Annotated in this window: 18 protein-coding genes; 11 read left to right on the top strand and 7 right to left on the bottom strand. The window is 58.7% G+C overall.

The features are described from left to right. The first annotated feature begins 66 nt into the window (after nucleotides 1-66). From BM074_RS20195 to BM074_RS20160, 8 genes are all read left to right on the top strand, one after another. Complete coding sequence (locus BM074_RS20195; protein WP_091924692.1) at nucleotides 67-816, top strand: polysaccharide deacetylase family protein; 750 nt, start codon at nucleotides 67-69, stop codon at nucleotides 814-816. Nucleotides 817-1,037: 221 nt separating this feature from the next. Beyond that, nucleotides 1,038-1,502, top strand: a complete 465-nt coding sequence (locus BM074_RS20190) for a FecR domain-containing protein (protein WP_244533012.1) — start codon at nucleotides 1,038-1,040, stop codon at nucleotides 1,500-1,502. A gap of 4 nt (nucleotides 1,503-1,506) precedes the next feature. After that, nucleotides 1,507-3,402: a CHASE2 domain-containing protein gene (locus BM074_RS20185; protein WP_091924689.1), complete on the top strand. Its 1,896-nt coding sequence runs from the start codon at nucleotides 1,507-1,509 to the stop codon at nucleotides 3,400-3,402. Nucleotides 3,403-3,800: 398 nt separating this feature from the next. Then, a complete protein-coding gene (locus BM074_RS20180; protein ID WP_091924684.1) occupies nucleotides 3,801-4,616 on the top strand; it encodes a cytochrome c oxidase subunit II in 816 nt (271 codons plus the stop codon). A gap of 49 nt (nucleotides 4,617-4,665) precedes the next feature. Further along, complete coding sequence (gene ctaD / locus BM074_RS20175) at nucleotides 4,666-6,441, top strand: cytochrome c oxidase subunit I (RefSeq protein WP_162737158.1); 1,776 nt, start codon at nucleotides 4,666-4,668, stop codon at nucleotides 6,439-6,441. Further along, nucleotides 6,438-7,142 (top strand): cytochrome c oxidase subunit 3, encoded by a 705-nt coding sequence (locus BM074_RS20170; protein ID WP_091924661.1) that lies wholly within the window; start codon nucleotides 6,438-6,440, stop codon nucleotides 7,140-7,142. The genes ctaD and BM074_RS20170 overlap by 4 nt, the downstream gene beginning before the upstream one ends. Before the next feature lie 67 nt (nucleotides 7,143-7,209). Beyond that, entirely contained in the window at nucleotides 7,210-7,878 is a 669-nt protein-coding gene (locus BM074_RS20165; protein WP_228017047.1) for a heme-copper oxidase subunit III family protein, read from the top strand. A 10-nt stretch (nucleotides 7,879-7,888) separates the two neighbouring features. Next, nucleotides 7,889-8,224 (top strand): cytochrome C oxidase subunit IV family protein, encoded by a 336-nt coding sequence (locus tag BM074_RS20160; RefSeq protein WP_027232921.1) that lies wholly within the window; start codon nucleotides 7,889-7,891, stop codon nucleotides 8,222-8,224. 79 nt (nucleotides 8,225-8,303) lie between these two features. Here the strand turns inward: BM074_RS20160 and BM074_RS20155 are convergent, their stop codons facing one another. The 5 genes from BM074_RS20155 to BM074_RS20135 all read right to left on the bottom strand — a co-directional run bounded on the left by BM074_RS20155 (nucleotide 8,304) and on the right by BM074_RS20135 (nucleotide 18,004). Further along, nucleotides 8,304-9,113, bottom strand: coding sequence for a DUF2189 domain-containing protein (locus BM074_RS20155; protein ID WP_091924658.1), 810 nt, complete (start codon nucleotides 9,111-9,113; stop codon nucleotides 8,304-8,306). Between the two features lie 152 nt (nucleotides 9,114-9,265). Then, complete coding sequence (locus tag BM074_RS20150; RefSeq protein ID WP_091924656.1) at nucleotides 9,266-10,663, bottom strand: hypothetical protein; 1,398 nt, start codon at nucleotides 10,661-10,663, stop codon at nucleotides 9,266-9,268. Beyond that, nucleotides 10,660-13,512 carry a peroxidase family protein gene (locus tag BM074_RS20145; RefSeq protein WP_091924653.1) on the bottom strand — a complete coding sequence of 951 codons (2,853 nt, stop codon included), beginning with the start codon at nucleotides 13,510-13,512 and terminating at the stop codon, nucleotides 10,660-10,662. Before BM074_RS20145 ends, BM074_RS20150 begins: the two co-directional genes overlap by 4 nt. A gap of 53 nt (nucleotides 13,513-13,565) precedes the next feature. Beyond that, nucleotides 13,566-15,275: a thiamine pyrophosphate-binding protein gene (locus tag BM074_RS20140; protein ID WP_091924650.1), complete on the bottom strand. Its 1,710-nt coding sequence runs from the start codon at nucleotides 15,273-15,275 to the stop codon at nucleotides 13,566-13,568. A 281-nt stretch (nucleotides 15,276-15,556) separates the two neighbouring features. Further along, nucleotides 15,557-18,004 carry a patatin-like phospholipase family protein gene (locus BM074_RS20135; RefSeq protein WP_175499080.1) on the bottom strand — a complete coding sequence of 816 codons (2,448 nt, stop codon included), beginning with the start codon at nucleotides 18,002-18,004 and terminating at the stop codon, nucleotides 15,557-15,559. A gap of 188 nt (nucleotides 18,005-18,192) precedes the next feature. Between BM074_RS20135 and BM074_RS20130 the strand changes: the two genes are divergently transcribed. Further along, on the top strand, nucleotides 18,193-18,789 hold the full coding sequence (locus tag BM074_RS20130) for a transglycosylase SLT domain-containing protein (protein WP_027232926.1): 597 nt from the start codon (nucleotides 18,193-18,195) through the stop codon (nucleotides 18,787-18,789). 5 nt (nucleotides 18,790-18,794) lie between these two features. On the opposite strand, the gene BM074_RS20125 is transcribed toward BM074_RS20130, so the two are convergent. Next, a complete protein-coding gene (locus BM074_RS20125) occupies nucleotides 18,795-19,031 on the bottom strand; it encodes a hypothetical protein (RefSeq protein ID WP_027232927.1) in 237 nt (78 codons plus the stop codon). A 155-nt stretch (nucleotides 19,032-19,186) separates the two neighbouring features. On the opposite strand from BM074_RS20125, the gene BM074_RS20120 reads away from it, so the two are divergent. Then, nucleotides 19,187-21,706 carry an EAL domain-containing protein gene (locus BM074_RS20120; RefSeq protein WP_091924645.1) on the top strand — a complete coding sequence of 840 codons (2,520 nt, stop codon included), beginning with the start codon at nucleotides 19,187-19,189 and terminating at the stop codon, nucleotides 21,704-21,706. On the opposite strand, the gene BM074_RS20115 is transcribed toward BM074_RS20120, so the two are convergent. Beyond that, a complete protein-coding gene (locus tag BM074_RS20115) occupies nucleotides 21,707-22,336 on the bottom strand; it encodes a P-loop NTPase family protein (RefSeq protein ID WP_027232928.1) in 630 nt (209 codons plus the stop codon). 308 nt (nucleotides 22,337-22,644) lie between these two features. On the opposite strand from BM074_RS20115, the gene BM074_RS20110 reads away from it, so the two are divergent. After that, the gene (locus BM074_RS20110; RefSeq protein ID WP_081815962.1) at nucleotides 22,645-23,712 is read left to right on the top strand and encodes a diguanylate cyclase domain-containing protein; all 1,068 of its coding nucleotides are present in this window, start codon (nucleotides 22,645-22,647) and stop codon (nucleotides 23,710-23,712) included. The last annotated feature ends 75 nt before the right edge of the window (nucleotides 23,713-23,787 follow it).

Here is a 23,787-nt window from a genome sequence, read left to right as displayed (position 1 = left end):
TCGCCCGATGGTTGACTCATTGCTCGCGAGCAATAGGTTGCAGTCTGATTGTCGTAGGGGTCATTCGTGAATTCACCGTTTTATCGCGCTCTGCTCTTTGCCGTCTTGCTCGGACCCGCGCCGGCAATAGCCGCCGACAAAACGATCTACCTGACATTCGACGATGGCCCGCTCAATGGAACGTCGAACATCCTCAATGTCCTGGACGCCGAGCAAGTGCCGGCAACCTTGTTCATGGTCGGTTTGCATGCCGAGGCGAGCAAGGAACGGCAGGCGCTCGTGGCAAAAGCGAAGTCGCTGCCCTTCGTGACGATCGGCAATCACAGTTACAGCCATGCCTATAACCATTACAAATATTTCTATGCTTCGGTCGAAGGGCTCCTTGCCGACCTCGCCAGGGCGAACAAGGTTCTCGGATTGAAGGGTCCACCGATTTATGCACGCCTGCCCGGGCGAAACGTCTTCCGCCTGCCCGACATGTCATCCGACGACATGGCGATCGGCAAACCGGAGGATCACCGCGAGGAGCCCGGCTTCGAATTCGTGGCTGCCTCCGGCTACTATCTTTACGGCTGGGATCACGAATGGGTACACGACGACAGCGGCAAGCCGGTGCAGAGTGTCGATCACCTCGTCAGCGAGATCGAGCATCTTTTTGCCTACGGTAAGCTGGCAAGACCGAACAAGCTGATCCTGCTCATGCATGACGAAATGTTTCAGGACAGCTTCAACGGAACAGCCAACCTGCAGTCGCTCATCGCGTCCCTCAAGAAACGCAGCTACAAGTTTGGACAGATTTCTGCTTTTGACGACTAGTTCAAATGATGAACTTGCAACCCTGGTATATCTGGTTCACGCAAGAGTTGCAAAATGGCGGACTATAGCCAGCGGATTGGCTATATTCACGGAGGGGCGTGGTACCATCGTCAAGGACGATCGTAGTCGCCGGTACAAGCAAGGAGATTTCCATGGGACTGATGACCCGTTATTTCCGCGGTGCGGCGCTGTCGCTGTTCGCCATCTTGTTTTCGGCGAGCATGGCATCGGCGCAGGTCGGCAAGTCAGGCTGCTCGCTGCAGCAGGTCGGTGGCACATCTCGCCAAATGCTCAAGTGCACGGGTGGCTTGACGATCATTGCTGAAAAGGGTGCCCGCTACTCGCTTGTCGACCGCAACCGGGACAACCGTGTGGACGGCGTCCGGCTGCAAAGCAAGGCGCTGCTCCTGGACTTCGCCCCGGGTTCCGGCACCGGGTTTCAGGTGACAACCCCACAGGCGATCGCTGCGGTGCGCGGCACGAAGTGGGCGGTAGATGTCGGCGCTGGCAAGACTTCGGTCTTCGTCGAGCGTGGGCAAGTCGGCGTGCAGCGACCCTCCGCAAATGCCGGGGTCGTTCTCGGGCCCGGCGAAGGTGTCGATGTCGATCAAAGCACGAGCCCCCTTACCGTGAAACGCTGGCCGCGTCCCCGCGTAGCGGCATTGATGGCACGCTTCGGCCAATAATTTCATGAGCGGAAGAGCGCTCCAGACGCTGATCGCCCTCGTTGTCGCAGGAATTTGGGGCGCAGGGCTTGGCCTTGCGCATCTACGCGGCGACATGTGGTTCATCGATCGGGTCGAAGCGACAATGACCGACCTGCGAACAGTCATCCGTGGCCAGAAGCCAGCACCTGACGTCGTCACCATCGTCGCCATAGACGACGAGGCTGTCAGCCAAACTGGCAGTTATCCCCTGGCGCGAGCAAAGCTTGCCGAGTTGATCGACGCAATTGCCGCCTTGAAGCCCAAGGTCATCGGCGTGGATACGTTGCTGATCGATCCGGGGCCGGCCGAGGGCGACCAGCGGCTGGTTCAGTCTCTGGCCAAGGCGCCGGTCGTGCTTGCGGCGGCGGCCGTTTTTCCGCAGGGTCAGCAACGAACCCAGAATGACGCCGCCGACCCGCTATCGGGCGTACCCGACGCTGAGCGCTTCCTGTTGCCCTTACCTGCCTTTGGCGATGTGGCTGCCACCGGCGTCGTTAACGTGTCGACCGATCGAAACGGAACTCCACGGCTCGTTCCGATGCTGTTCAAGAGTGGCGGCGACATCGAGGCATCCTTTCCGCTTCGGGTGGTTTCAATTGCAAAAGGTGTCGAACCTGCCGTGGAACCCAGCAGATTGCTGCTCGGCGACGAAATTATCCGAACCGATATCGGCCAGGGCCTGCCGCTGAGCTTCTATGGCACGCGCGGGTCGATCAGCACCATCAGCGCCGCGGACGTGCTTGCTGGTAAACTACCACGCGAAAGCATCGAGAACCGGATTGTCGTCATCGGAACCACCGTTACCGGCGGCGGCGACGTTTTTCCGACTCCTTTCGATCCGGTATTGCCGGGAGTGGAGGTTGTTTCGACAGCGATAACCCACTTGATGAGCGGTGGCGCTCTCATCCGCGATCGCACCGTCAGGCTGGTCGATGCGGGATTCGCGGCCGCCCTTCCCGTCATCCTGGTCAGCCTTCTCGCCTGGCGGCGCAATGCCATTGGCCTTATCGCAGCGTTATGCGTGGTTCTTGCCTGGTTCGCACTCAACCTCGCCGCCTTCTTCAACGGTGTCTGGCTGAGCGCCGCCGTGCCGCTGGTTGCGGCCATCCCGCCGGCACTCGCCTTCGGAGCAACGCAGTTGTGGATCGGAAGGCGACGGGCCCAACATTTTGCTGAACAGAGCAAGCTTCTGCAGCAAGTGCAGGCGCCGGGACTCGGCAACTGGCTGGCGCGCAATCCCGATTTCCTCGCAGCGCCGGTGCGCCAGGATGCCGCCGTCGTGTTTGTCGACCTTTCAGGGTTCACCGGTCTAAGCGAAACCTTGGGACCCAACGCAACGCGCGAACTCCTCAACGGATTCTACCAGCTGGTGGACGAAGAAGTCGCCGCCAGCAGCGGGTCGATCACGAGCTTCATGGGCGATGGCGCCATGATCCTTTTCGGATTGCCCGCGTCGCGTCCCGACGACGCGCTCAATGCCGCCCATTGCTGCGTTGGCCTTTGTGACCGGACGCGCGCGTGGCTGGATGCGCTGCCTGAGGCCGTCAGTTCCCGTATCGGCTTCAAGGTCGGCGCCCATTTTGGCACGATCGTGGCTTCGCGGCTGGGGAGCGGCACGCGGCAGCAGATCACCGCGACGGGCGACACGGTGAACGTCGCGAGCCGGTTGATGGAAGTGGCCGCAAGCAACGGGGCGGAACTGGCGTTGAGCGAAGAAATTTTGCGCGCCGCCGGGGAGAATGCCGATCCATTCAAGTCGGGCGTCCTTCGCGGTCCGCTCGAGACCCGGATACGCGGGCGCGCAGGGTCAATCGCCATATGGCTATGGCGAGGCAAGGCTTCCGACAGCGCGCGCGGGCAAATTGAAATGTCGAAGTAAAGATCAGTTCGACGCCCGTAATAGCGCGCAACGGCGTTTCGTCGCTGCGGATGAGGCCTGTCTTGGCATCAAGGCATATGGTACGGCAACTAAGCAGCTGCGGCCGTTGTGATATTTTAGCCAACTCACTGCGCGGGCAGACTCCAAACGGGAAATTCTGTCATTGCATGTTAACGGCGGATACCACCTGCCGGATGGGTAATAAGTATTCATTCAGTAAATCTTCCGGACATAAAGTTGTGCACTGCACAAAATCTTTCGCGGTCGCGGACAATACAACCTAGGGTATAAATTTTGCTGTCATTGCCTGTTTTTCGTCTTTGTGCAATGCTACCTTTGGGCGCCTACAGATTGCATGTTCATGTCCACAGCCGATGTCGGCAGGGAGGTGGCAAGAAATGGCTGTCGTACTCATTCTGGTTCTAGTAGCGGTTGCGTCAGTTCTGTTTCATCTGTTGAGTCCCTGGTGGTGGACGCCTATTGCCTCCAACTGGCACTACATCGACAATACAATCATCGTCACATTCTGGATCACCGGCGTTGTCTTCGTCGCGGTTGTCCTTTTCGTTGCCTACTGCGTCTATCGTTTCCGCCACAGGCCGGGAATGAAGGCCCACTACGAACCTGAAAGCCGAAAGCTCGAATTCTGGCTCGCGACGGTAACCGCCATCGGGGTTGCGGCCATGCTTACGCCTGGCCTCTTCGTCTGGCATCAGTTCGTGACCGTCCCGAGCGACGCCACCGAAGTCGAGGTTGTCGGGCAGCAATGGCTATGGAGTTTCCGCCTGCCGGGCGCCGACGGAAAACTCGGCACGTCGGAGACGCGCGATGTGACCAGCGATAATCCGCTGGGGATCAATAAGAACGACCCGGCCGGGCTCGATGACATAATCATTTCGGGCGGCGAGCTGCATCTGCCGATGGATAAGCCGGTAAAGATGGTGTTGCGCTCCATTGATGTGCTGCACGATTTCTACGTGCCGGAGTTCCGGGCCAAGATGGACATGGTGCCGGGCATGGTCACCTATTTCTGGTTCACCCCGACCCGCACCGGAACATTCGAAGTGCTGTGCGCCGAACTTTGCGGCGTCGGCCATCCGCAGATGCGCGGCACCGTCATCGTCGACAATGACGAGGATTACAAGACGTGGCTTGGGCAGCAGCAGACCTTTACGCAGTTGATGGCATCGGGAGAGACCAAGACCGTGAACTGAGCATGCGCTTTTTGGGAGACGAAGCGATGAGCATTGAGGGAGGCAATTGATGGTCAATATTCCATCCAGCATGGACGACCCCATCCCGCCGGCGGAAGTCGAAGACGTGGAGCTCTATCATTCGCACAGTTGGTGGACGACCTACGTCTTCAGCCAGGATGCCAAGGTTATTGCCATTCAATATTCGATGACGGCAATGGCGATCGGCCTCGTTGCGCTCGTGCTTTCATGGCTCATGCGCCTGCAACTCGGCTTTCCCGGCGTTTTCACCTTCATCGATGCCGAGCGCTATTACCAGTTCATCACCATGCACGGCATGATCATGGTCATCTACCTGCTGACCGCCCTCTTTCTCGGCGGGTTCGGCAACTATCTCATACCGCTTATGGTCGGCGCTCGCGACATGGTGTTTCCCTACGCCAACATGCTGAGCTACTGGCTCTATCTGCTCGCCGTCTTGATACTTGTTGCCAGCTTCTTTGCGCCCGGCGGACCGACAGGCGCCGGCTGGACGCTCTATCCGCCGCAGGCTGTTCTTTCAGGCACCCCCGGCGGCGCCGATTGGGGCATCGTCCTGATGCTTCTGTCGCTCATCTTCTTCATCATCGGCTTTACGATGGGCGGGCTTAACTATGTGGTCACAGTGCTCCAGGGGCGCACCCGCGGCATGACGCTGATGCGCCTGCCGCTGACGATCTGGGGCATTTTTACCGCAACCGTCATGGCCCTTCTCGCTTTTCCTGCCCTTTTCGTCGCTTCCGTCATGATGCTGTTCGACCGCCTGCTTGGGACGAGCTTCTTCATGCCGGCGATTGTCGAAATGGGTGAGCAGTTGCAGCACGCCGGCGGAACCCCGATACTCTTCCAGCACCTTTTCTGGTTCTTCGGGCATCCCGAAGTCTATATCGTTGCCTTGCCGGCATTCGGCATCGTCTCAGATCTCATCAGCACCCACGCGCGCAAGAATATCTTCGGATACCGCATGATGGTCTGGGCCATCGTCATCATCGGCGCACTCAGCTTCGTCGTCTGGGCGCACCACATGTATGTCAGCGGCATGAACCCCAACTTTGGCTTCTTCTTTGCGACGACGACGCTGATAATCGCCGTGCCCACTGCGCTCAAAGTCTACAATTGGGTACTGACTCTCTGGCGCGGCGACATCCATCTCACGCTGCCGATGCTGTTTGCCCTCGCCTTCATCGTCACCTTCCTCAATGGCGGGCTAACCGGCCTCTTCCTCGGAAATGTCGTCGTCGATGTTCCGCTGTCCGATACGTTGTTCGTGGTTGCTCACTTTCACATGGTGATGGGCGTCGCGCCGATCCTCGTTGTTTTTGGTGCGATCTATCATTGGTATCCCAAGATTACCGGGCGGATGATGGACGAGACTCTCGGGCGTATCCATTTCTGGGTGACATTCCTCGGCGCCTATCTGATCTTCTTCCCGATGCACTATCTCGGCCTGCTCGGCATGCCTCGACGCTACTACGAAATGGGTGAAACCGCCTTTGTGCCGCCCTCTGCACATTCGCTGAACGAGTTCATCACCATCGTGGCGCTCATCGTCGGCGCCGGCCAGATGGTGTTCCTGTTCAACCTCTTCTGGAGCGTCCGGCACGGCAAGGACGCCGGTGGTAATCCGTGGCGGGCAACCACGCTCGAATGGCAGACGCCGACGACACCGCCTCCGCACGGCAATTTCGGCAAGGACCTGCCGATCGTCTATCGCTGGGCATATGACTACAGCGTGCCGGGCGCGGCGGAAGATTTCATTCCGCAGAACCAGCCCAACGACGACCGGATATCGAGGGAACCGTCTTGAGCGCGATCCTCATCTTCCTCGCGGCGCTTGCCGTCATCATCACCTGGTGGATGGCGCAACAGCGGCTCATGTCAAAACCCTGGCTTGAAGTCGGGCATGCCGGCGACACGCCCCAGCGGGAAGGATCTTCCATTCCAACGGCAAAGATCGGGCTCGGCGTATTCCTCGCGGTCGTCGGCGCTTTGTTCACATTGCTGATCAGCGCCTATTTCATGCGCATGGGCCTCAATGACTGGTGGGCCGTGCCGATCCCGGGCCTGTTGTGGTTCAATACTGCCCTGCTCGTTGCGAGCAGCCTCGCATTGCAGTGGACTAAGGCAAAGGCGCAGCGGGGCAATCTCGAAGCCGTGAAGGCCGGACTTGGCCTCAGCTTCGTAACCTCGGTCGGCTTTCTTGTCGGTCAGATCCTGGCCTGGCGTCAACTGACGGCGGCAGGGTATCTCGTCGCCGACAACCCGGCGAACAGCTTCTTCTACCTGATCACCGGCATGCACGGCTTGCACATTCTCGGCGGCCTCGTCGCACTTGGTCGCACATCCTTCAAGGCACTCAAGGGCGCGCCAGCCAAGGCGATCCGGCTAAGCGTCGATCTGTGCGCCATGTACTGGCATTTCATGCTGTTCGTATGGCTGATCCTTTTCGCCCTGCTTGCGGGCTGGGCGAACGATTTCGTCGAAATCTGCCGGCAATTGCTGACTTAGAGGTGTGACGATGCACGAAACCACAAAGACCAAGCCTGGCATTGCCCTTCCTCCGCTCGCTCCCGGAATGCAGGGCTTTGCCTCCGACTGGGCCTCCGACCAGCGAGCATTCAAGAATGTCTCCTGGGGCAAGGCCATGATGTGGATCTTCCTGTTGAGCGATACATTCGTTTTCGGATGTTTCCTCCTTGCCTATATGACCGCGCGCATGTCGACCACCGTGCCCTGGCCGAACCCCAGCGAGGTCTTTGCGCTCAATATTGGCGGGCAGGACATTCCGCTTATTCTCATTGCGATCATGACCTTCGTATTGATCAGCAGCAGCGGCACGATGGCCATGGCGGTGATGTACGGCTACCGGCGGGACCGCCGCAAGACCGCCGCGCTCATGCTCCTTACCGCGCTCTTCGGCGCGACCTTCGTCGGCATGCAGGCCTTTGAATGGACCAAGCTGATCCATGAGGGCGTCCGTCCCTGGGAGAACCCCTTTGGCGCGGCCCAGTTCGGATCGAGTTTCTTCATGATCACCGGTTTCCACGGCACGCACGTGACGATCGGCGTCATCTTCCTCATCATCATCGCCCGCAAGGTTTGGCGCGGGGATTTCGATCAGGAAAAGCGCGGCTTCTTTACGAGCCGCAAGGGGCGCTATGAGATTGTCGAGATAACGGGCCTCTATTGGCACTTCGTCGATCTCGTCTGGGTCTTCATTTTTGCTTTCTTCTATCTGTGGTGAGGTGGGTCACATGGCACAGACTGCAGCACATGCCGAACATCAGGAACATCCGATCAAGCTCTATCTGCTTGTCTGGGGGCTGCTCTTCGTCCTCAGCGTCTGTTCCTATCTCGTCGATTATTTCGGCCTGCACGGATATTTGCGGTGGGGCCTGATCCTCATCTTCATGGTGCTGAAGGCCGGGCTTATCGTTGCTGTCTTCATGCACATGGCCTGGGAGAGACTGGCGCTCATCTACGCCATCATCGTACCGCCCGTCCTGGTCCTGGTCTTCGTCGCGATGATGGTCTCGGAGTCGCACTATACGCTGCTGACACGGGTCAACTTCTTCGGCGCCGGCCCGTGATCTAGTCTCTCGCGCGTCGCTCAACTGGAAACGGCGCCATCTGGCGCCGTTTCCATTGTGCCCAATGAATTGATCGTCGTTACGCTGCAGTCGGCGCAGGCACGACAATCTTCTTGTAGAGATGCCAGGTCGCGTGGCCGAGCACCGGGATGAACACGGCCAAGCCGACGAACAAAGTCAGGAAGCCCACGAGAAGGAGCGCTGCAACGATCAAGCCCCAGAGCGCGATCGGTACGGGATTGGCAAGCGTTGCCTTCACGGAGGTGGCGACGGCCGCAAAGGCGCCGACATCGCGATCGAGGAGCAACGGAAAAGCGATCACTGTGGTGCATAGTACGACGACGGCGAAAACGAAGCCGATAGCGTTGCCGAGCAGGATCATCCGCAGGCCCTCCGGGGTCTCGAACACCTGGCTCATGAATGTGCCGATCGATGCGGGGACCTGGTCACCGAAGAGGTTCGTATAAAGCGTCTGGGCCACCAGAATCCAGGCGACGAACAGAACGAGAAGCATGACGCCGACCGCGATGATGGATGGGATTGCCGGCGAGTGGCGTACCTCGAAGGCATGGCTCCAGGACGTGTCGAGATTGAGTTCCCTGCGCCTGCTGATCTCATAAAGGCCAAGCGCCGCGAACGGCCCGACCAGTGCAAAGCCCGACATCAGCGGGAAGAGCAGCGGCAGCATGTTGGCTCCGGATGTCCAGCGTATCAGGACCAGACCGGCTATCGGATATATCAGGCAGAGAAAGACATAGTGCGAGGGCTTGTCCCAGAAATCATCGAGCCCCTCGCGCAGCGCGGCAAAAACATCGGCCACACCAATTCGACGAACCTCCGGATAGACGTTCGTTTCATTCGCACCTGCTATCACGTGAAATTGTGCCATGAACAATTCTCCCAATCTCGTTTCGAGCGGGAAAGGTACCGGGGGCACCGTGCAAAGGCGGGGCCAAGGGACCTAAACCTGCACAAGCAAAACATAACCTGATCGGCATGCATTTGCCAGATCTATCGGCAACCGCTGGTAGAAAGGCCGCCCTATGGCCAATCCCTATGGTGATTGTGGTGTGCTTCGGTCAGCCCGTTCTGGAAGAACCGTTCATAGTAGTCGATATCGACGTGATGCACCTGCAGCCAGACGCCGGGAACATGGATCGCATCGCAGTGAGCCGGGAACCTGCCATGGGTATCATAGATATAGGTGCAGATATCCTTGACGCACTCGATCACATCCGAACTGTAGACAGCAGCTTCGGAAAGGTACCGATTGCCGTAGTCGCCTTTGTAAATCTGCGCGAAAAGGGCCTTGTCTGTGTAGAAACCGCCCTTGTCGGCGAACTTTTCGCGAACGACCTCCTGAACGGCGCTTGCCATGGAGTCGTAGTAGGGCGGCGACATGCCCTTGATCAGATGCTCGCCCTTGTGACGCAGGCCGATCGGGTTGCTCCTGAGGTTGGAGTAGCGCGGCAGCGGCACATGCCAGCGCAGAAGATCCATGATGCGCCACTTCGGCGTCTCCACATCGAGTCCGAGCATGGGCCCGTAGTCCTTGGTGAACTTCGGGTCTCCCACCAAGACGGGCGGACTGATCGAGGCGTGTATCCAGGCGCCGAGCCCCATCGCATCGGCGACGAGAAAGAGATTCTGCAACAGAAGGTCAGCTTCGATCTGCGTGCGCAGCGAACCAATTGCGCCGAGCGGCACCTTCAGGTCCTTGTTGAGAAAGCCCTTCTCGACCCATTTCTTCACGCCCGCCGACCGATAGAAGTTGCGGTCATCGACAATAGCCGGGCGAGCTCCATCAGGCTGCGTCAGGATGTACATCATCCCGTTGATGTATTGCCGTGACAGGTCGACCACCGGGAGCAGCACCGTCGTTCCGGGAAGGTTCGAAAGGAAGCGGTTGGAATCGAGATAGGCCGGGAAATCCCTCTTGCCGTTCGGCACATCAAGGCGGTGATCGAGTATTTTGACTTTAGCCTGATTGGCGCGCTCCAACAGAAGCTCGGTGCTGAATGCCTTGTTGCCATCTGCTGGCGGCGGCAGCTTGCGCAGGAAATAGGTTCCGGAATCGTTGATGAGGAAGAAGTGCGTTCCTTGCGCATTGTCCGGGCTTCCCGCCGTTCGTCCCGCCATGTTGAGATTGGGCTTGGCCATGATCGGCTTGCGCGTTGCAGGATCCTCGAAGGGCCGGTCCGGCATGGTTAGGCCGGTACAGCCGGTCATGGCGATGAGGACGGCTTCCTCGAGTTCGGAGAGCGGCTCGCGCGGCTTGTCCGACTCGTAGCTCATCGTACCCGCCAGCACCGTACTTCCCTGGCTGACCCGATGCGTACGCCGGCGCCAGATCGTCTCTAAAAGCGGCCGCTTCAGGAGGGCATCGAGCCCCCGGTGTCCGGTGGATGCGGGAGCATTGGTGGGGAGCGGCTCGGTCACGGCGTCGCTCCCGTCATCGACGGCATTGTGCTGTTCGGCAGGATCGGGCGCCAGGGCGCAAAGGCGCTGCCGGTGCGCGGCAGCACCGAGGCAAGTTCTGGACAGTGCCGCAGGATGACGCTGGTCATGTTGTTGTTGGCGATCCAGTCGATGCCGAATGACGAATAGACCTCCGGCCTGAAATCGACGGTCAGGAAGCGGTCGCTCTGCAGCCGGCGTGATGCCATGAGTATGAAGATACGAAAAGCCGTATCGCTGAAACCGAAGCCGGTGGGCGCGGGTTCGGCAAAGAGACCGACGACCGTATCGACGCGGTCGATACTTCCATAGAACTTTTTCAGGAGCTCGATGTCAGCGGGATTCGTCGTCAACTCTTCGAAGCTTCTCAATCGCGGCCGATGCAGGCCGGCACGGAAATCATTGTATCGCGGCACCCCTCGCCGTCTTGTGCGCACGAGGTCGACCACCGAAAGGTCGATGATCTCGTTGTCGCGTTCGAGCGCCAGAAGCGAGCGGGGATAATTGTGCAGCGTTATCGCACCAGGATGCGCGATGCCGAACGAATAAAGCGTGTTGCGCAGGCCGAACGCCCGCATCGCATCGTCGGCCGCCGCTGCCTGGATGTCGAGGAACCCCTTATCCGCGATCTTGCTGCCATTGGCGTGGTTGTAGAAGCAGTAATCGTCAGGCAGGAGCGGGTGCAGCCGGTAAACGGTGACAAAGTCCTCCGTCAGGCAGTAGGGCGCGCCATGATGATCCGGCAGGGTCTTCGGAATGCCGGTCAGCGCGTGCGCGTCGAGCAGCCATATGCCGAGCTTGGTCAGCCAGTCATTGGCTGGCGGACCGTTCCAATTGCTGGATAGGCCGACGTCTATGGCTTTCGTTGCGAGGATCGCCGGCGTCCATTCAACGGTGTGGATCTTGGCAATCAGGGCCGAGACGATCAGGCGGGCCGTATGATAGACGCGCTCGTCATCCCAATTGCGGTACCGCGAGCGAAGCTCGTCGCAGAGGAGATTGTGTTCGCGCGCAAACAGCGTGTGCAGGGCGCTGAGACCGAGCCACCAACTCTCGTTAAAGCCGGTAACCTCCATGCCGCGCATGTCGACCGGTAGATGCCCGTCTACCAATCGCAGCTTCGGGCCCTCGCGCAACAGATTGGCGGACTTGCTGTCCGGGCCATAGACCTCCGAACCGTCCCACCACTGAGAGGCAGCATTGCCGAAATAGATGGGCGGCTGACCGTCGACCGGATCGCGCCCGGCCACGTTGCTGGCGATGCGCATGACGTCTTCGTGCGGACCGCCGACGCTGCTTTGCCAGGTCATTCCCTTCGGCAATGGCACGATGACATCGTCCTTGCCGAGCGGGTTGCGCGCATGATTGACCCAGTCGTGCACCTGGAACTGGATCCATGCGGCCGCCAGAATGTTCAGCGAGCGCGCGGGAATGAACGTATCACGGTGCAGCAGCTCCCGAGCCACCTCGACTGGATTTGGATTGTCGAACTGATCCGGCTCAAACACCGGCTTCAGATTACGCCCGAAGGCCGAGCCGATCGATCCCATTTTTGGCTGGGACAGATCATTGAACGTTCCATCGTAAGTCCGCGCCTGGCGAACTGCCTCGTCGACGCTAGACGGCGGGACCGGACGGGCTGTCGGCGGTGCTTCATAGACTTCCGTGTCGATCAGGTTCTTCTCGCGCAGCACATAGCGGAACGCGTCAAGGTTGAGCAGGCTCAGGCGCAGCGATAATTTATGCCACTCGATGTAGCGATTGATGACCAGAAAGCCCTGTCGTGCAATCGCACCGAGCACGCGGTTGCGGAGCGGCGTTTCCGTTCGCCAGCGATAGACATGCCGATGCGCCGAACTCGCATCGTAGACCGATTTGCGGGCACGGTTGAGGTTGCCCAAGGGCCGGAATTCATCGGTCGTGTTCCACGGATTGAAGGAAAGCTCGTCGATGACTCTCGCATTGGTGAACGCTTCGGCGATGCCCGAATTGGGCTTCGAAATGGTGAGGTCGGCCACCTTGATGGGCCGCGATACCGATTCCAGCCATTCGACCGCCGTATCCTCGATCGGCGTGGACGCCACGTCGACGTAGGGTTGCAGGCAGAGTTCGAATCGGACGTCGTCACGATCGAGACGGCGCGCGAACTCGTTTGAAAGGTAGCCGGGATCCTTGTCGGAAGGTTCGGGAGCGGACGGAGCGTCGGCAGCGGGGCGCAGGATGAAGCGCACGGCAAGCGTGTCACCCCAACGGATGGCACCGCGGCTCCAATAGGACTCAAGCGCGACGCTCGAAACCTTGCGTTTGCGTGCGGTCGTGACATTGCGGAGCATGCGGATGACCTCTGACGGCCCAAATTTCACCACGAGTTGGACAAGGCCCGCGAGTTTACTGAAAATGCCGCCTGACGTTGCTTTGGCGAACGCCACGAACTGCTCGGCATTGCGCGCGTGCGAGACGGGAAAATTGGTGGCAAGCAGGTCGTGAAATTCGTCGTCCGACACCTTCACGCGCAAGGCAACGCCACGCATATCGGGCTTGTAATCAGGCTGGCCATAGCCGTTGGCGTTCGAAAAGCGGACGATCGTCGTGTATGACGCGCCGGGCTGCGCAAATCCCGCGCGAAATTCCTCGGGAAGGTCGTCAACGAACGTCAGTTTCGCGTCAATGGCGGAAAAGACGGCCTTGCTGTGAAACGCACGCTGGATTGCCGGCGCCTTGCCATGCTTCTTTGCCTTGACCTGAACATCCATCATGTCCTGGGCCAGACGCTCGAACGTCAGCCGCTCGGCTTCCGCATTACCTTGATATTCCTCACGCCACGTCGACATTTTTGTTCCCCTACGCAGGCTACATCAGAAAATATGCGACTTTTTTCGCGCTTTTAGTGCGCACGAACCCTCTCTCCCAGTCGCTCGACCAATCCGGCGAGCGTTCCCTCGGGCGATGAGCTGTATTTCGGCAGTTCCATGCGCGAGATATGGGCGTCGATAAGCACCGGCTTGTTGAGGGCAAGCGCCTTGTCCAAGGCCGATTCAAACTCGCTGACCGTTTCGACCCGGAAACCTTGCGCACCACACGCCTTGGCATAGGCGACGTAGTCCGGATTTTCGAATTCGACGAGACCGGATTCGCCATAGGTCGATAACTGGTAAATCTTGATCAATTTGAACTGGTTGTCATTGAAGATGATCCAGATCACTGGAAGGTTATACTGGACCGCCGTCAGTAATTCGAAGCCGGAAAGCAGGTAGCAGCCGTCGCCGCAGCCGACGATGACGGTGCGGTCGGGATGAGCACATTTGACGCCGAGCGCGCCATTGACGCTGCCCGCCATGGGACCGAAGCCGCCCGGCTTGCGAAACCGCTGGTGCGACTTGAGTTCGAGATAATATCCGAGCCAGGTGAGATGCGCGCCGGCATCTGCAAGCACGATGGCGTCGTCAGGCAGGCGGCGTGAGAGGGCCTGGGCGAGCTGGCCCGGATGAATCTTGCCCACCAGATCGTGAATCTTGTCGGATCGATAGTCGTAGCGGGGGAAGCTTCGTTTCGGCAGCGGCTCTAGTTCGGCCGACATGCGGTCGTAAAGCGCCGTTATTGCAAGCTTTGCATCGCCAATAATCGCCGCATCCGCCTTGTAGACCTTGTCCACTTCGCCGCCATCAATATTCAAGTGAATGAGTTTCTTGCCCTTGAGAAGGTCCTTGCGGAAATTGAACGTCGCATGCTGGGCAAAGGAGTTGCCGATCGCGAGAATGATCTGCGCCTGCTTGAATGCTTCCCGCGCCGCTTTGTGACCGCTGTCGCAGAAAACGCCGATCGCCAAAGGGTGGCTCTCGTCGATAATCCCTTTCCCGTCGAGCGTCGTCACGAACGGGATTTGGTAGCGTTCGAGTAGGCGAAGCAGGGGCTCGCCGGCGTCGCTCAAAATTGCGCCGAAACCGATGAGCGCGAGTACTTTCTCGCCTTTTGCCAAAGCGGCGATCAGAATTTCCGCGACCGTCTCGACCCTTGCCGTCTCGGGCACAACCGGCTTGATCTGCAAATCGACGTCGCGATAGTTGGCAACGGAAACGCCCTTATGGGTCAGATTTTCCGGCACGTGGATATGAACAGGCCCCGGACGGCCGTCAAAGGCGACGTTGACAGCCTCCTCCAGCACGTCGCAAGCCTTGGCCGCATCCTCAAGGAGAAACGACTTCTTGGTGGTCGCCACAAACATCGCATGGGAGTCGGGTGTCCGGCTGACACCGGACGTCTCGTTCAACGCGCCCTTGCCTTTCCATTCCAGCGACGAATAACCCGAAATCGCGAGGATCGGATAGGAATCCGACATGGCGACGGCGAGCCCTGAAAAGAGATTGAAGGCGCCGGGGCCCGCCGTGGCAAAACAGACGCCGAGGCGGCGCGAATACATGGCGTAGCCGCATGCCATGAAGGCTGCGGCCTGTTCGTGACGCGTGATCACCGGCCGGATCGTCTTGGAATGTTTGAGCGCCAGCATCAGCTGGGCAGCGTTCTCGCCGGCGCCGCCGAACGCAGCGCCGACGCCAACGCTCTCCAGGCCCTTCACCAACGCCTCGTAGATCCTCATTGCGAGCGCTCTCCGGCTGCGCAGGACTTCCTCCTGCACAACAAATACTCACCAGCGAGGCAAGCGCCCCGACCAAGAGTCATGACTTTACATTACAGATCGTATTTTCGGCAGAACTTGTCTTACACGACTGTCAATAAATGCTGTCTTTTATCGAGCGGAAACCCTTTACGGATCATAGCATTCTTTGAATGACTTGCAATCTCTTCGGATGAACTTAAGCGTTTCTCACCCATAGGGATTAGCCCAATTTTTGGAGGCCGCACAACTTCGTTGACGCGCTATCCCTCGCCCTCGCGATTTCGCTGTTCGGCAATGTGCCCAAGGATCGCAGTTCGCATATCGTAGGGAATGTTGAGCAATTGGAGGGCGGACGAAACCTCCGCTTCCCATTCGGCCGAAGGCGATCGTGGCTTGGCAAAATCATCGGCGCCGGCAAATAATCCTCGCGTGGCGTGGAAGCCGAGCGACCGATAAGCTTCAAATTGCTCCTCGCTGAAAAATTGATCGACCGTCGTTTCGTGTGGAAAGGCCGGGTTATGGCGCTTGTAGTCGAGAACATAATCGTTCTCGTCACCGCTCAGCGAGGCCTTGATATAGATAAGGATGCCCTGGCCGTCATCGTAGCGTATCTGACCGATCACGGCGTGTGGCCCAAGCTTGCCGGGAAGTCCGTTCGGGCCATAGAGCGCCGTCGCCGTGACGCCGGTTGCGCTGGACTGCAGTGCTTGCCATGGCAGTTCGATGCGGATCCCGAGGTCGATGCGCGCCATGACCTCGAGGTTGACCAGGGCAGAGAACGTCATATTGGGGTCCGCTTCAGCATCAACCGCAACAATGACTTTGCAGCGCCGGCGCAGCAGTTCATAGATGCCGAGATTCTCGATGTGCCCGCCGTCGGTCAGATAGACGTTGAGGCGCTTCTCGTTGAGCTTTCCGAGGGTCTCCATGGCAAAGAACCAGGTGCCGAGTTTAGCCTTCCAGCGATTGCGCCAGGAATGAAAGTCGTCGAGCCGCGCCGGATTTGCCAGCCAATATCCAAGGCGGATATTGAGGAGCGACAGGCTGAATGTCAGGACCTTGATGGTATTTCGGCCCATATTCGCCGAGGCGGCGGCACCCGAGACTGCCATTGCCGTCGCCAGGCTGAAATCCGGCACGATGGCTTCCATCCGCGTCGTCGGGACATATCCCGTCCACCAGCTGCCGACATGCAACGGGCTGAAGATAAAGGTGTCGCCGTTGCGCCCGCGCTTGTTGAGGTCTTCGGAGGCTTCGAGATTGATCGCTGTATTTGTCAAAAGGTATGGCGCATAGGCGGCCGACGGCAGCCAACTTCCCGTCGCTTCCGCGCGCGGTTTCAACGATGAGAACTTCCAGGTATCCACATCGCTTGGCGCATTGTGGGTGCCCATCTGCGCCCGCTCGAACAGGAAAGCGCGGCTCAGGCGGTCACGGTAGAGCTTGTGCAGGGAGTTTGCGTTGGGCCCGATGAAGAGGGTGACCACGACAATAGCCAGCGCGACCACGAGATAGATTGCCAGCGAGCTAAAATCGCACAGAGTGAGCCATCGCATCCAGTCGGCCGTGCCGGCGGCGCAGCGATTGCCGGAATAGTTCTGGATCGCCCAGTAACTCAAGCCGATATAAACCAGCCAAAGCAAAAGCGGGACGATGATTGCCGCCACATAGAGGGCAATGCGGCTTGCATATTTTTTGAGACTGGCAGTCCACGTCGCCTCCCCTATTGACGCCTTCGCCACATTGGCGAGCTTCTGGGATGCGGCAATGAGCACCGTGGCGACGGATGTCAGCAACGCAAACAGCCGTGAAAGCCAAGTCATATCCATATTCGCAGGACCACCAGCGCGCGACATAATTGCCGCAAGGATATAGGGTTGGGCCTGGAACACGGCCGCGACCAGAACGAGGACAACGAGCAAGCCGATGCCCTGCCCGAGGATCTCCCTCGATCGCAGGGTGCCTGGCCTGAAGGAAATGTAGATGGCGCTTGCCACCATGAAGACCGCCGTGAGACCGGCCAGTATCAGCGTCAATGTGAAAGACTTGTAGAGGTCGGGTCGCGGATAAATCGCAACGGTCAGGGCCGCAAGGAGCAGTAGCACCGGCAGAACGATGACGGCATTGACGAGTATCCCGCGCAAAATCAGCGCGAAGCTGACGAGGTAATCGATGCCGCCATTGGCGGTGAGAAAGTTCGAATAGTCGCGCAGATGCTGCGTCTCGGGCGCTTCCTGTTCATCAAGGCGGCTGTCGAAGGGGAACGTTGCATTTTCCTGCATCAAACCGGCAACAAGCGACGTGCCGATGTAACCGCCGCCGGATACAGCAGAAACGTAATCGATGGCATCGATCACCCGCGGCTCATTGTGCTTCGACAGGGAGTCGAGACCCTGGAGCACTCCAAGCGAAAAGGACGCTGAACGTATGCCGCCGCCGGAAAGCGCAAGGCCGACAAGATTGCTTCCGGGAACGGTCCGGGTTGTCTCTCGCCCGGGAACCTCGCTCTCGGCGAGAGCAGCATCGGTGCGCGGGGTCAGGAAATGCGGATTTTCCGCGAATGGCACTTCGACATCGGGAAGAAATAGGTCGGTACTGCCCCGGCGGGTAAGCGATCTTGCGCGTGCGACCGCTCCATCCTGGATGGTGCGTCGGCGGTAATTCACAACATCGAGTTCGTTCCGGAAAATATCAAAGAACGAAAGCACCAATTCACGCCTCCGACTCCATTCAAGATGTCAGATCATCATGTGCAGGCAGATATCGAAGTTCCCGGATGCCATCCTAAAGCGTTTCCCATGTAAATAGAAGCGGTTCTGTTCAGCCCGGCCATCTACGCCGAAGCTTGGGGCCTCATGGCAAAAAACTCTTAACCTTTGCGCCGTATAGGACAGGCATGCGGCGAACCATCCTTTTTCCATCGGCGGCAATTGGCTTGTTGCTCATCTTTGCCGGTTGCGCGACCGCGCCGAGCCGCATCAACGATGTCTGCTCCGTCTTCGACCAGAAGGATGGCTGGTTTGACAACTGGTACGATGCAGCCAAGAAGACAGAGCGGGAATATGGTGTGCCGGTTCCGATCCTGATGGCGACGATCCGCAAGGAATCCGGATATAACGCCTATTCGCGCCCACCCCGCACCAAGCTGCTGGGTTTCATTCCCTGGAAACGGCCGTCAAGCGCCTATGGCTATTCCCAGGCCCTCGACGGCACCTGGGCACGGTACAAGAACGAGACCGGAAAGTTCATGGCCGACAGGAATAGTTTTGCCGATGCCGTGAATTTCGTCGGCTGGTACCATAGTCAAAGCCACGAGAAGAACGGCATCGAGCTCAACGATGCCTATCACCTCTATCTCGCCTACTATTTCGGCCACAACGCCTTTGCCCGGGGCGACTGGAAGACCAATGCAAACATGCAAAAGGTCGCGCGCAGCACGGCGGAGATGGCCTATAGTTATGGCGCGCAGATGCAGGCCTGCGGCCAGCAATAGAAACCCTAAAGGCGCTCGATAGCAGCCGCCTTCGTGGATTTTGGCGGCGAGCAGCGGATCTTTACATATTCGTTCGGGGACCGCCCGACGATGGCAGTTCTTGCGATGAAGGCCTGGCCCTGCAATCCACACATCATGGGATTGTTTGCCTGCGGGCCGATGATCACATCGAGAGCCGTGTTGGTCTGGCACTCGGCTGGCGAAAGACTGGTCGCGCAGATCAGGATTACGATTTGGAGCATGTTGTCACCCTCAGCAACGATTTGCTCCTCCCAGTACAGTCACAATAGCCCAATTTTGCTGCATTGCAATAAGGGTTTTTGTGCATCGCACATAGACTAAAGGATGTATGGTGGCATTAACTGTATTTTCCTGCTTTCCATGCTAGCTTCCCGCCATGACCGATGTACGCAACATGCGCCTCCATACAAGGCCCAATCAGTCTGCCGACAGCGCCGAGGCAAATCGCTGGAGCTTCGCCCTGGAATCGGCGGGTCTGGGCGTATGGGATTCCAATCTTGTCACCGGCCAGTGCTACTATTCCTCCACCTGGAAAAGGATGCTCGGCTACCGGGAGGACGAACTTGGTGACAGCGGCGATCTTTGGCTGACGCTTATCCACCCGGACGACAAGCAGCGCGCCATCGAGAGTGGACAGCGGCATATTGCCGGCGAAATTCCGCAGATCGAAACGGAGTTCCGGCTGCGCCACAAGGACGGCCATTGGGTCTGGGTGCTCGATCGCGGCCGCGTGGTTGAGTGGGATGCGGACGGAAAGCCTACCCGCATGATAGGCGTTCAGACGGATATTACCGACCAGAAGAATGCCGAACATCAGCTGGCGCTGCTGAACCAGCGCGTTGAACTGGCGCTGGACGCGGGCCAGATTGGCCTGTGGCATTTCAACATCGAGACCGAAACAGTGCTTTGGGACCGGCGGATGCGCGAAATATTCGGCATCGGGTCGGGCACCGACGAGGTCCCTCGCGCCACCTGGCACCGTCTCCTGCATCCGGAAGACGCGGCGATAGCGGAACAGGCGGTCGAGGCGACCTTCAAGACCGGTATTCCCATGAAGACGAGCTATCGCATCGTCAAGCCCGACGGCGAGGTGCGCCACGTATATGCTCTTGCCCGCCTCGTTAAGCGCGAAGGCATGCCGGAGATGCTGATGGGCAGCATCTGGGATATTACCGAGCAGGTCCACAGCGCCGAGGCACTGGCGCGCGAGAAGGACCTTTATCGCGTCACGCTGCAATCGATCGGCGACGCGGTGCTGACAACGAATGTCGACGATATCATCACCTTTGCCAACCCTGCCGCTGAACGGCTGTTGCTGCGATCTGCCAGCGAACTGATCGGCGCCCCGGTGAGCGGCGCCCTTCGCCTCGTTGACGAAGTTAGCGACCATGTTTTGACGTCGTCGACGATGCGAGCGATGGAGAACAGATCGACGGTCGATCGCGTCGAAAACGCGGTCGTCGTCCGAAGCGATGGCGAACGCCGCTCGATACGTGACCTTGCATCGCCGATTTTCAATTCAGCCGGCGCGGTCACCGGCTCGGTGCTCGTCGTTCAGGACGTCACCAACGCGCGCAATTTGCAACGTGAACTCTCGCACGCGGCGACCCACGATACCTTGACCGGGCTTCTCAATCGGCGTGCATTCGAAGTGGCCACCGCCTCGATACTTGCCAGCCCCGACCGGCGACACGCGCTGCTCTACATCGACCTTGACCGCTTCAAGATGGTGAACGACACCCTCGGCCACGCGGCTGGCGATGCGCTGCTGAAGCTTGCAACTGCGAGCATGAACAGCGTTCTCCCGCATGACGCCGTCATCGGCCGTCTGGGCGGTGATGAGTTCGCCGCGGTCCTGCCCTCGGCCAACCCCGAGGACACAAAGGCAATTGCCGAGCGCCTGATCGAAGAGATCCGCAAGGTGCGCCTCGAATGGGACGGGAAACTGCAGGAAATCGGCGCGAGTGTCGGTATCGCATTTCTCGACGACCCCAACCTCACACTTAACGAGGCAGTCGCGCGGGCGGACGCTGCCTGCTACGCTGCCAAGGCGGAAGGGCGCAACCGCACAGCGATTTACGATGAAAACACTGGCGCAGCGAAGGAGAACCTCGCAAGCGTCCAGGCTGCATCGGGCATTCTCGAGGCGCTGGCGGAAGGACGGCTGGAAATCTACGGCCAGGAGATCAGGGAGATTTCCGATACGACCGAAAATACGGTCTACATCGAAATCCTGTCGCGCATGCGCGCTCCGGACGGCACGTTGATTGCCCCTGCGGAGTTCATCCCGGCGGCGGAGCGCTTCGGCCTGATGGGTATCGTTGACCGCTGGATCATCGAACACACGCTGGAGCAATATGGCAAGCGGCTGATGGCCACCGATAAGGTTGCGATCGCGCTCAACCTTTCAGCCAACACGATCAGTGATCCGACTTTGTGGTCGTTTATCAAGACGACCACGGAACGTACAAACGTCTCGCCCTCGCGCCTGATCTTCGAGATCACGGAAACGACCGCTGTCAACAATTACGAGGCGGCCGAAAATTTCGTCAAGGAAGCCCGGGCTGCCGGCTGCCGCATCAGTCTCGACGATTTTGGCGCGGGCCTCAGTTCCTTCGGCTATCTGCACCACTTTGATGTCGACAGCATCAAGATCGATGGTGCCTTCATCGAGAAGCTCTCCAACAGCCGGCTCAATCAGGCGGTTGTCCGGTCGATCGGCAGCGTTGCGCGCGAACTCGGGGTCGATGTGGTTGCCGAGCATATCGAAGACACCGGCGCTGTCGGCATCTTGCGCTCGCTCGGCATCGGCTTTGGACAGGGCTTCCTGTTCCACCGCCCGCAACCACTCGGAAACTTGCTGCAGGAACTCGACGTCCGTGAAGCAAACTCGTAGTTATCGCTTCGATTGGGAAGGGAACTGACTGATGATCTCGCCAACAATGTCGTCGGTCGTTGCGAACTGATCCGTATCGAGCACCCTGCAGCCATGCTCCCTGACAAGTTCGGTGGTCTTCTGGTCGAAGAGGATGGTTCGCTCCAGAAAACTTGCAATCATCGCGCGGCTTCGTTCGTCGGCATTCTGGTAACCGCTGCTTTCATGGATGCGCGACCTCAACGTCTCCGCGCTTGCCGTTAGCCAGACGGCGCCGATTTCCTTCAGGCGGTGACCCGCCGTGATAAACGGCCAGAGAGCGGAGCCTTCGAGCACAGTCCTCTCGTCATTGGCGCCCTTGAGTATCGACCAGATAAATTCCGCAACGAGCGGCGACATGCGCCTGTGATGAAGGATCACAGACTCTAGTAATTCGTCGGCTTGCAAATTGAGGTAATGTTCCGAAACGTGATTTGGAACCTTTTCCTTCCGCTTGGGCCATGGCCTGCCTGGATGTTTGGCGAGGCTGTCGGTTGAAACGCAGCGCCAGCCAAGCTTGCCCGCAAGCACATCCCCAATGGTTGATTTGCCCACATTGGATGATCCGCCCAATAGAATGACCTTGAGCTTGGCGTCTATGCGTTTGGTCAATGAGTTTCCCCTACCCCACAAAAGCTTCGAACAGTGTTTATCGCAGTACAGTTTTTATCAATTGAAACAGCTCTAATATAAGGGTGCCCAATAACACAATTCAACTTTAGAGTGAAAAATTCAACCCGTAGGTGCACCGTTACACCTTGATAGATTCCTTGATCCTCACCATGCCGATCAATTCATTTACCGTAGCGATCACAAAGCGCAAGGCAACCATGACTGTAGCCGTCTTCATATAGAAAGTCTTAATCGCTATAACGCAACTGTTGCATGTGCCGCACTCGCAGTTTCAAATTGAGCTCAACATGTCAAATACGCCTGCGCGCAGTGTATCCAGCGCGAAGACACGCCAACTTGCCGATCTGGTAGCCGAAATGATCGCGTCCCTTGGTCGGCGCGATGATGCCGAAACCGCGTCGCGTATAAAGGCAGAGCTTGATGCCATGGAGTCGCGCATCCGCCAGCAGGCAGCCGCGCTCGCTCACAGCCAAAGAATATTCGATCAATCGGCGGCGGCAGCCCGGATCGGCATCTGGGAGTGCAGCCTTCCCGATGAAACGCTGCGTTGGACCGACGTCGTCTACGATATCTTTGATCTGCCACGGGGCTCGCCGCTCGATCGAAACGAGATCATGTCGTTCTATTCTGCGGAATCCGCGCGCGAACTCATTCGGCGCCGCAGCCGTGCCGTCGAAGAGCATAGCGGATTCACCATGGAAGCCGAAATCGTCACGGCAAAGGGCAATCACCGCTGGATGCGCATTACCGCTACCGTGGAATGCTCCGACAATGAGCCCGTGCGCATCTTTGGCATGAAGCAGGACATCACCGAGCAAAAGCTGCTCCTCGATCAGACCCGCTATCTCGCCGAATACGATCCGATGACCGGCCTTGCCAACCGGACCCAATTCCAGGCGAAACTTGCGCAGATGTGCAAGCAACATGGCGAGATGACCGATGCGGGTGCGTTGCTCCTGATCGATCTCGACGGTTTCAAGAAAGTCAATGACACGCTCGGGCACGCGGTCGGTGACGATTGTCTGAAGGAAGTGGCACACCGCCTGGCACATGCTTGCCGCGCCGCCGAGATCGTCGCACGTATCGGCGGCGACGAGTTCGCCGTTCTTACAAAGCCATCGCAAGGCAGGGATGCGCCCGAGGACCTTGCACGCATTATCGTCGAAGCGCTGAGCCAGCCGATCGAGCATGATGGAAGGACGCTGCGACTTGGTGCCTCGGTCGGCATCGCCCTCGTCGATGCGGGCTTACCATCGGACGTGTTCAAGCGGGCAGATATCGCGCTCTACGCAGCAAAGGCTGCTGGCCGCAACCGCTTCCAACGGTTCGAACCGCCGCACGATCTCAGCGCGTGATCAGCAATCATTGCTGTCGAAGGCATGCTGTTCCCGTGAAGCGCACGGGTGTGCTCGGCCAGCCACGGGATCGGG

It is taken from the genome of Phyllobacterium sp. CL33Tsu (genome assembly GCF_900113985.1).
Taxonomy (GTDB): domain Bacteria; phylum Pseudomonadota; class Alphaproteobacteria; order Rhizobiales; family Rhizobiaceae; genus Phyllobacterium; species Phyllobacterium pellucidum.
The sequence above is the reverse complement of the archived record's forward strand: the minus strand, read 5'-3'. Positions and strand labels throughout refer to the sequence as shown.

Bases quoted from the DNA above. Each gene is read 5' to 3' on its own strand.
- BM074_RS20125 (WP_027232927.1), bottom strand. From the start codon at position 19,031: ATGCTCCAAATCGTAATCCTGATCTGCGCGACCAGTCTTTCGCCAGCC.
- BM074_RS20160 (WP_027232921.1), top strand. From the start codon at position 7,889: ATGGCACAGACTGCAGCACATGCCGAACATCAGGAACATCCGATCAAG.
- BM074_RS20165 (WP_228017047.1), top strand. From the start codon at position 7,210: ATGCAGGGCTTTGCCTCCGACTGGGCCTCCGACCAGCGAGCATTCAAG.
- ctaD (WP_162737158.1), top strand. From the start codon at position 4,666: ATGGTCAATATTCCATCCAGCATGGACGACCCCATCCCGCCGGCGGAA.
- BM074_RS20110 (WP_081815962.1), top strand. From the start codon at position 22,645: ATGTCAAATACGCCTGCGCGCAGTGTATCCAGCGCGAAGACACGCCAA.
- BM074_RS20190 (WP_244533012.1), top strand. From the start codon at position 1,038: ATGGCATCGGCGCAGGTCGGCAAGTCAGGCTGCTCGCTGCAGCAGGTC.
- BM074_RS20140 (WP_091924650.1), bottom strand. From the start codon at position 15,275: ATGAGGATCTACGAGGCGTTGGTGAAGGGCCTGGAGAGCGTTGGCGTC.
- BM074_RS20185 (WP_091924689.1), top strand. From the start codon at position 1,507: ATGAGCGGAAGAGCGCTCCAGACGCTGATCGCCCTCGTTGTCGCAGGA.
- BM074_RS20155 (WP_091924658.1), bottom strand. From the start codon at position 9,113: ATGGCACAATTTCACGTGATAGCAGGTGCGAATGAAACGAACGTCTAT.
- BM074_RS20145 (WP_091924653.1), bottom strand. From the start codon at position 13,512: ATGTCGACGTGGCGTGAGGAATATCAAGGTAATGCGGAAGCCGAGCGG.
- BM074_RS20120 (WP_091924645.1), top strand. From the start codon at position 19,187: ATGACCGATGTACGCAACATGCGCCTCCATACAAGGCCCAATCAGTCT.
- BM074_RS20130 (WP_027232926.1), top strand. From the start codon at position 18,193: ATGCGGCGAACCATCCTTTTTCCATCGGCGGCAATTGGCTTGTTGCTC.
- BM074_RS20180 (WP_091924684.1), top strand. From the start codon at position 3,801: ATGGCTGTCGTACTCATTCTGGTTCTAGTAGCGGTTGCGTCAGTTCTG.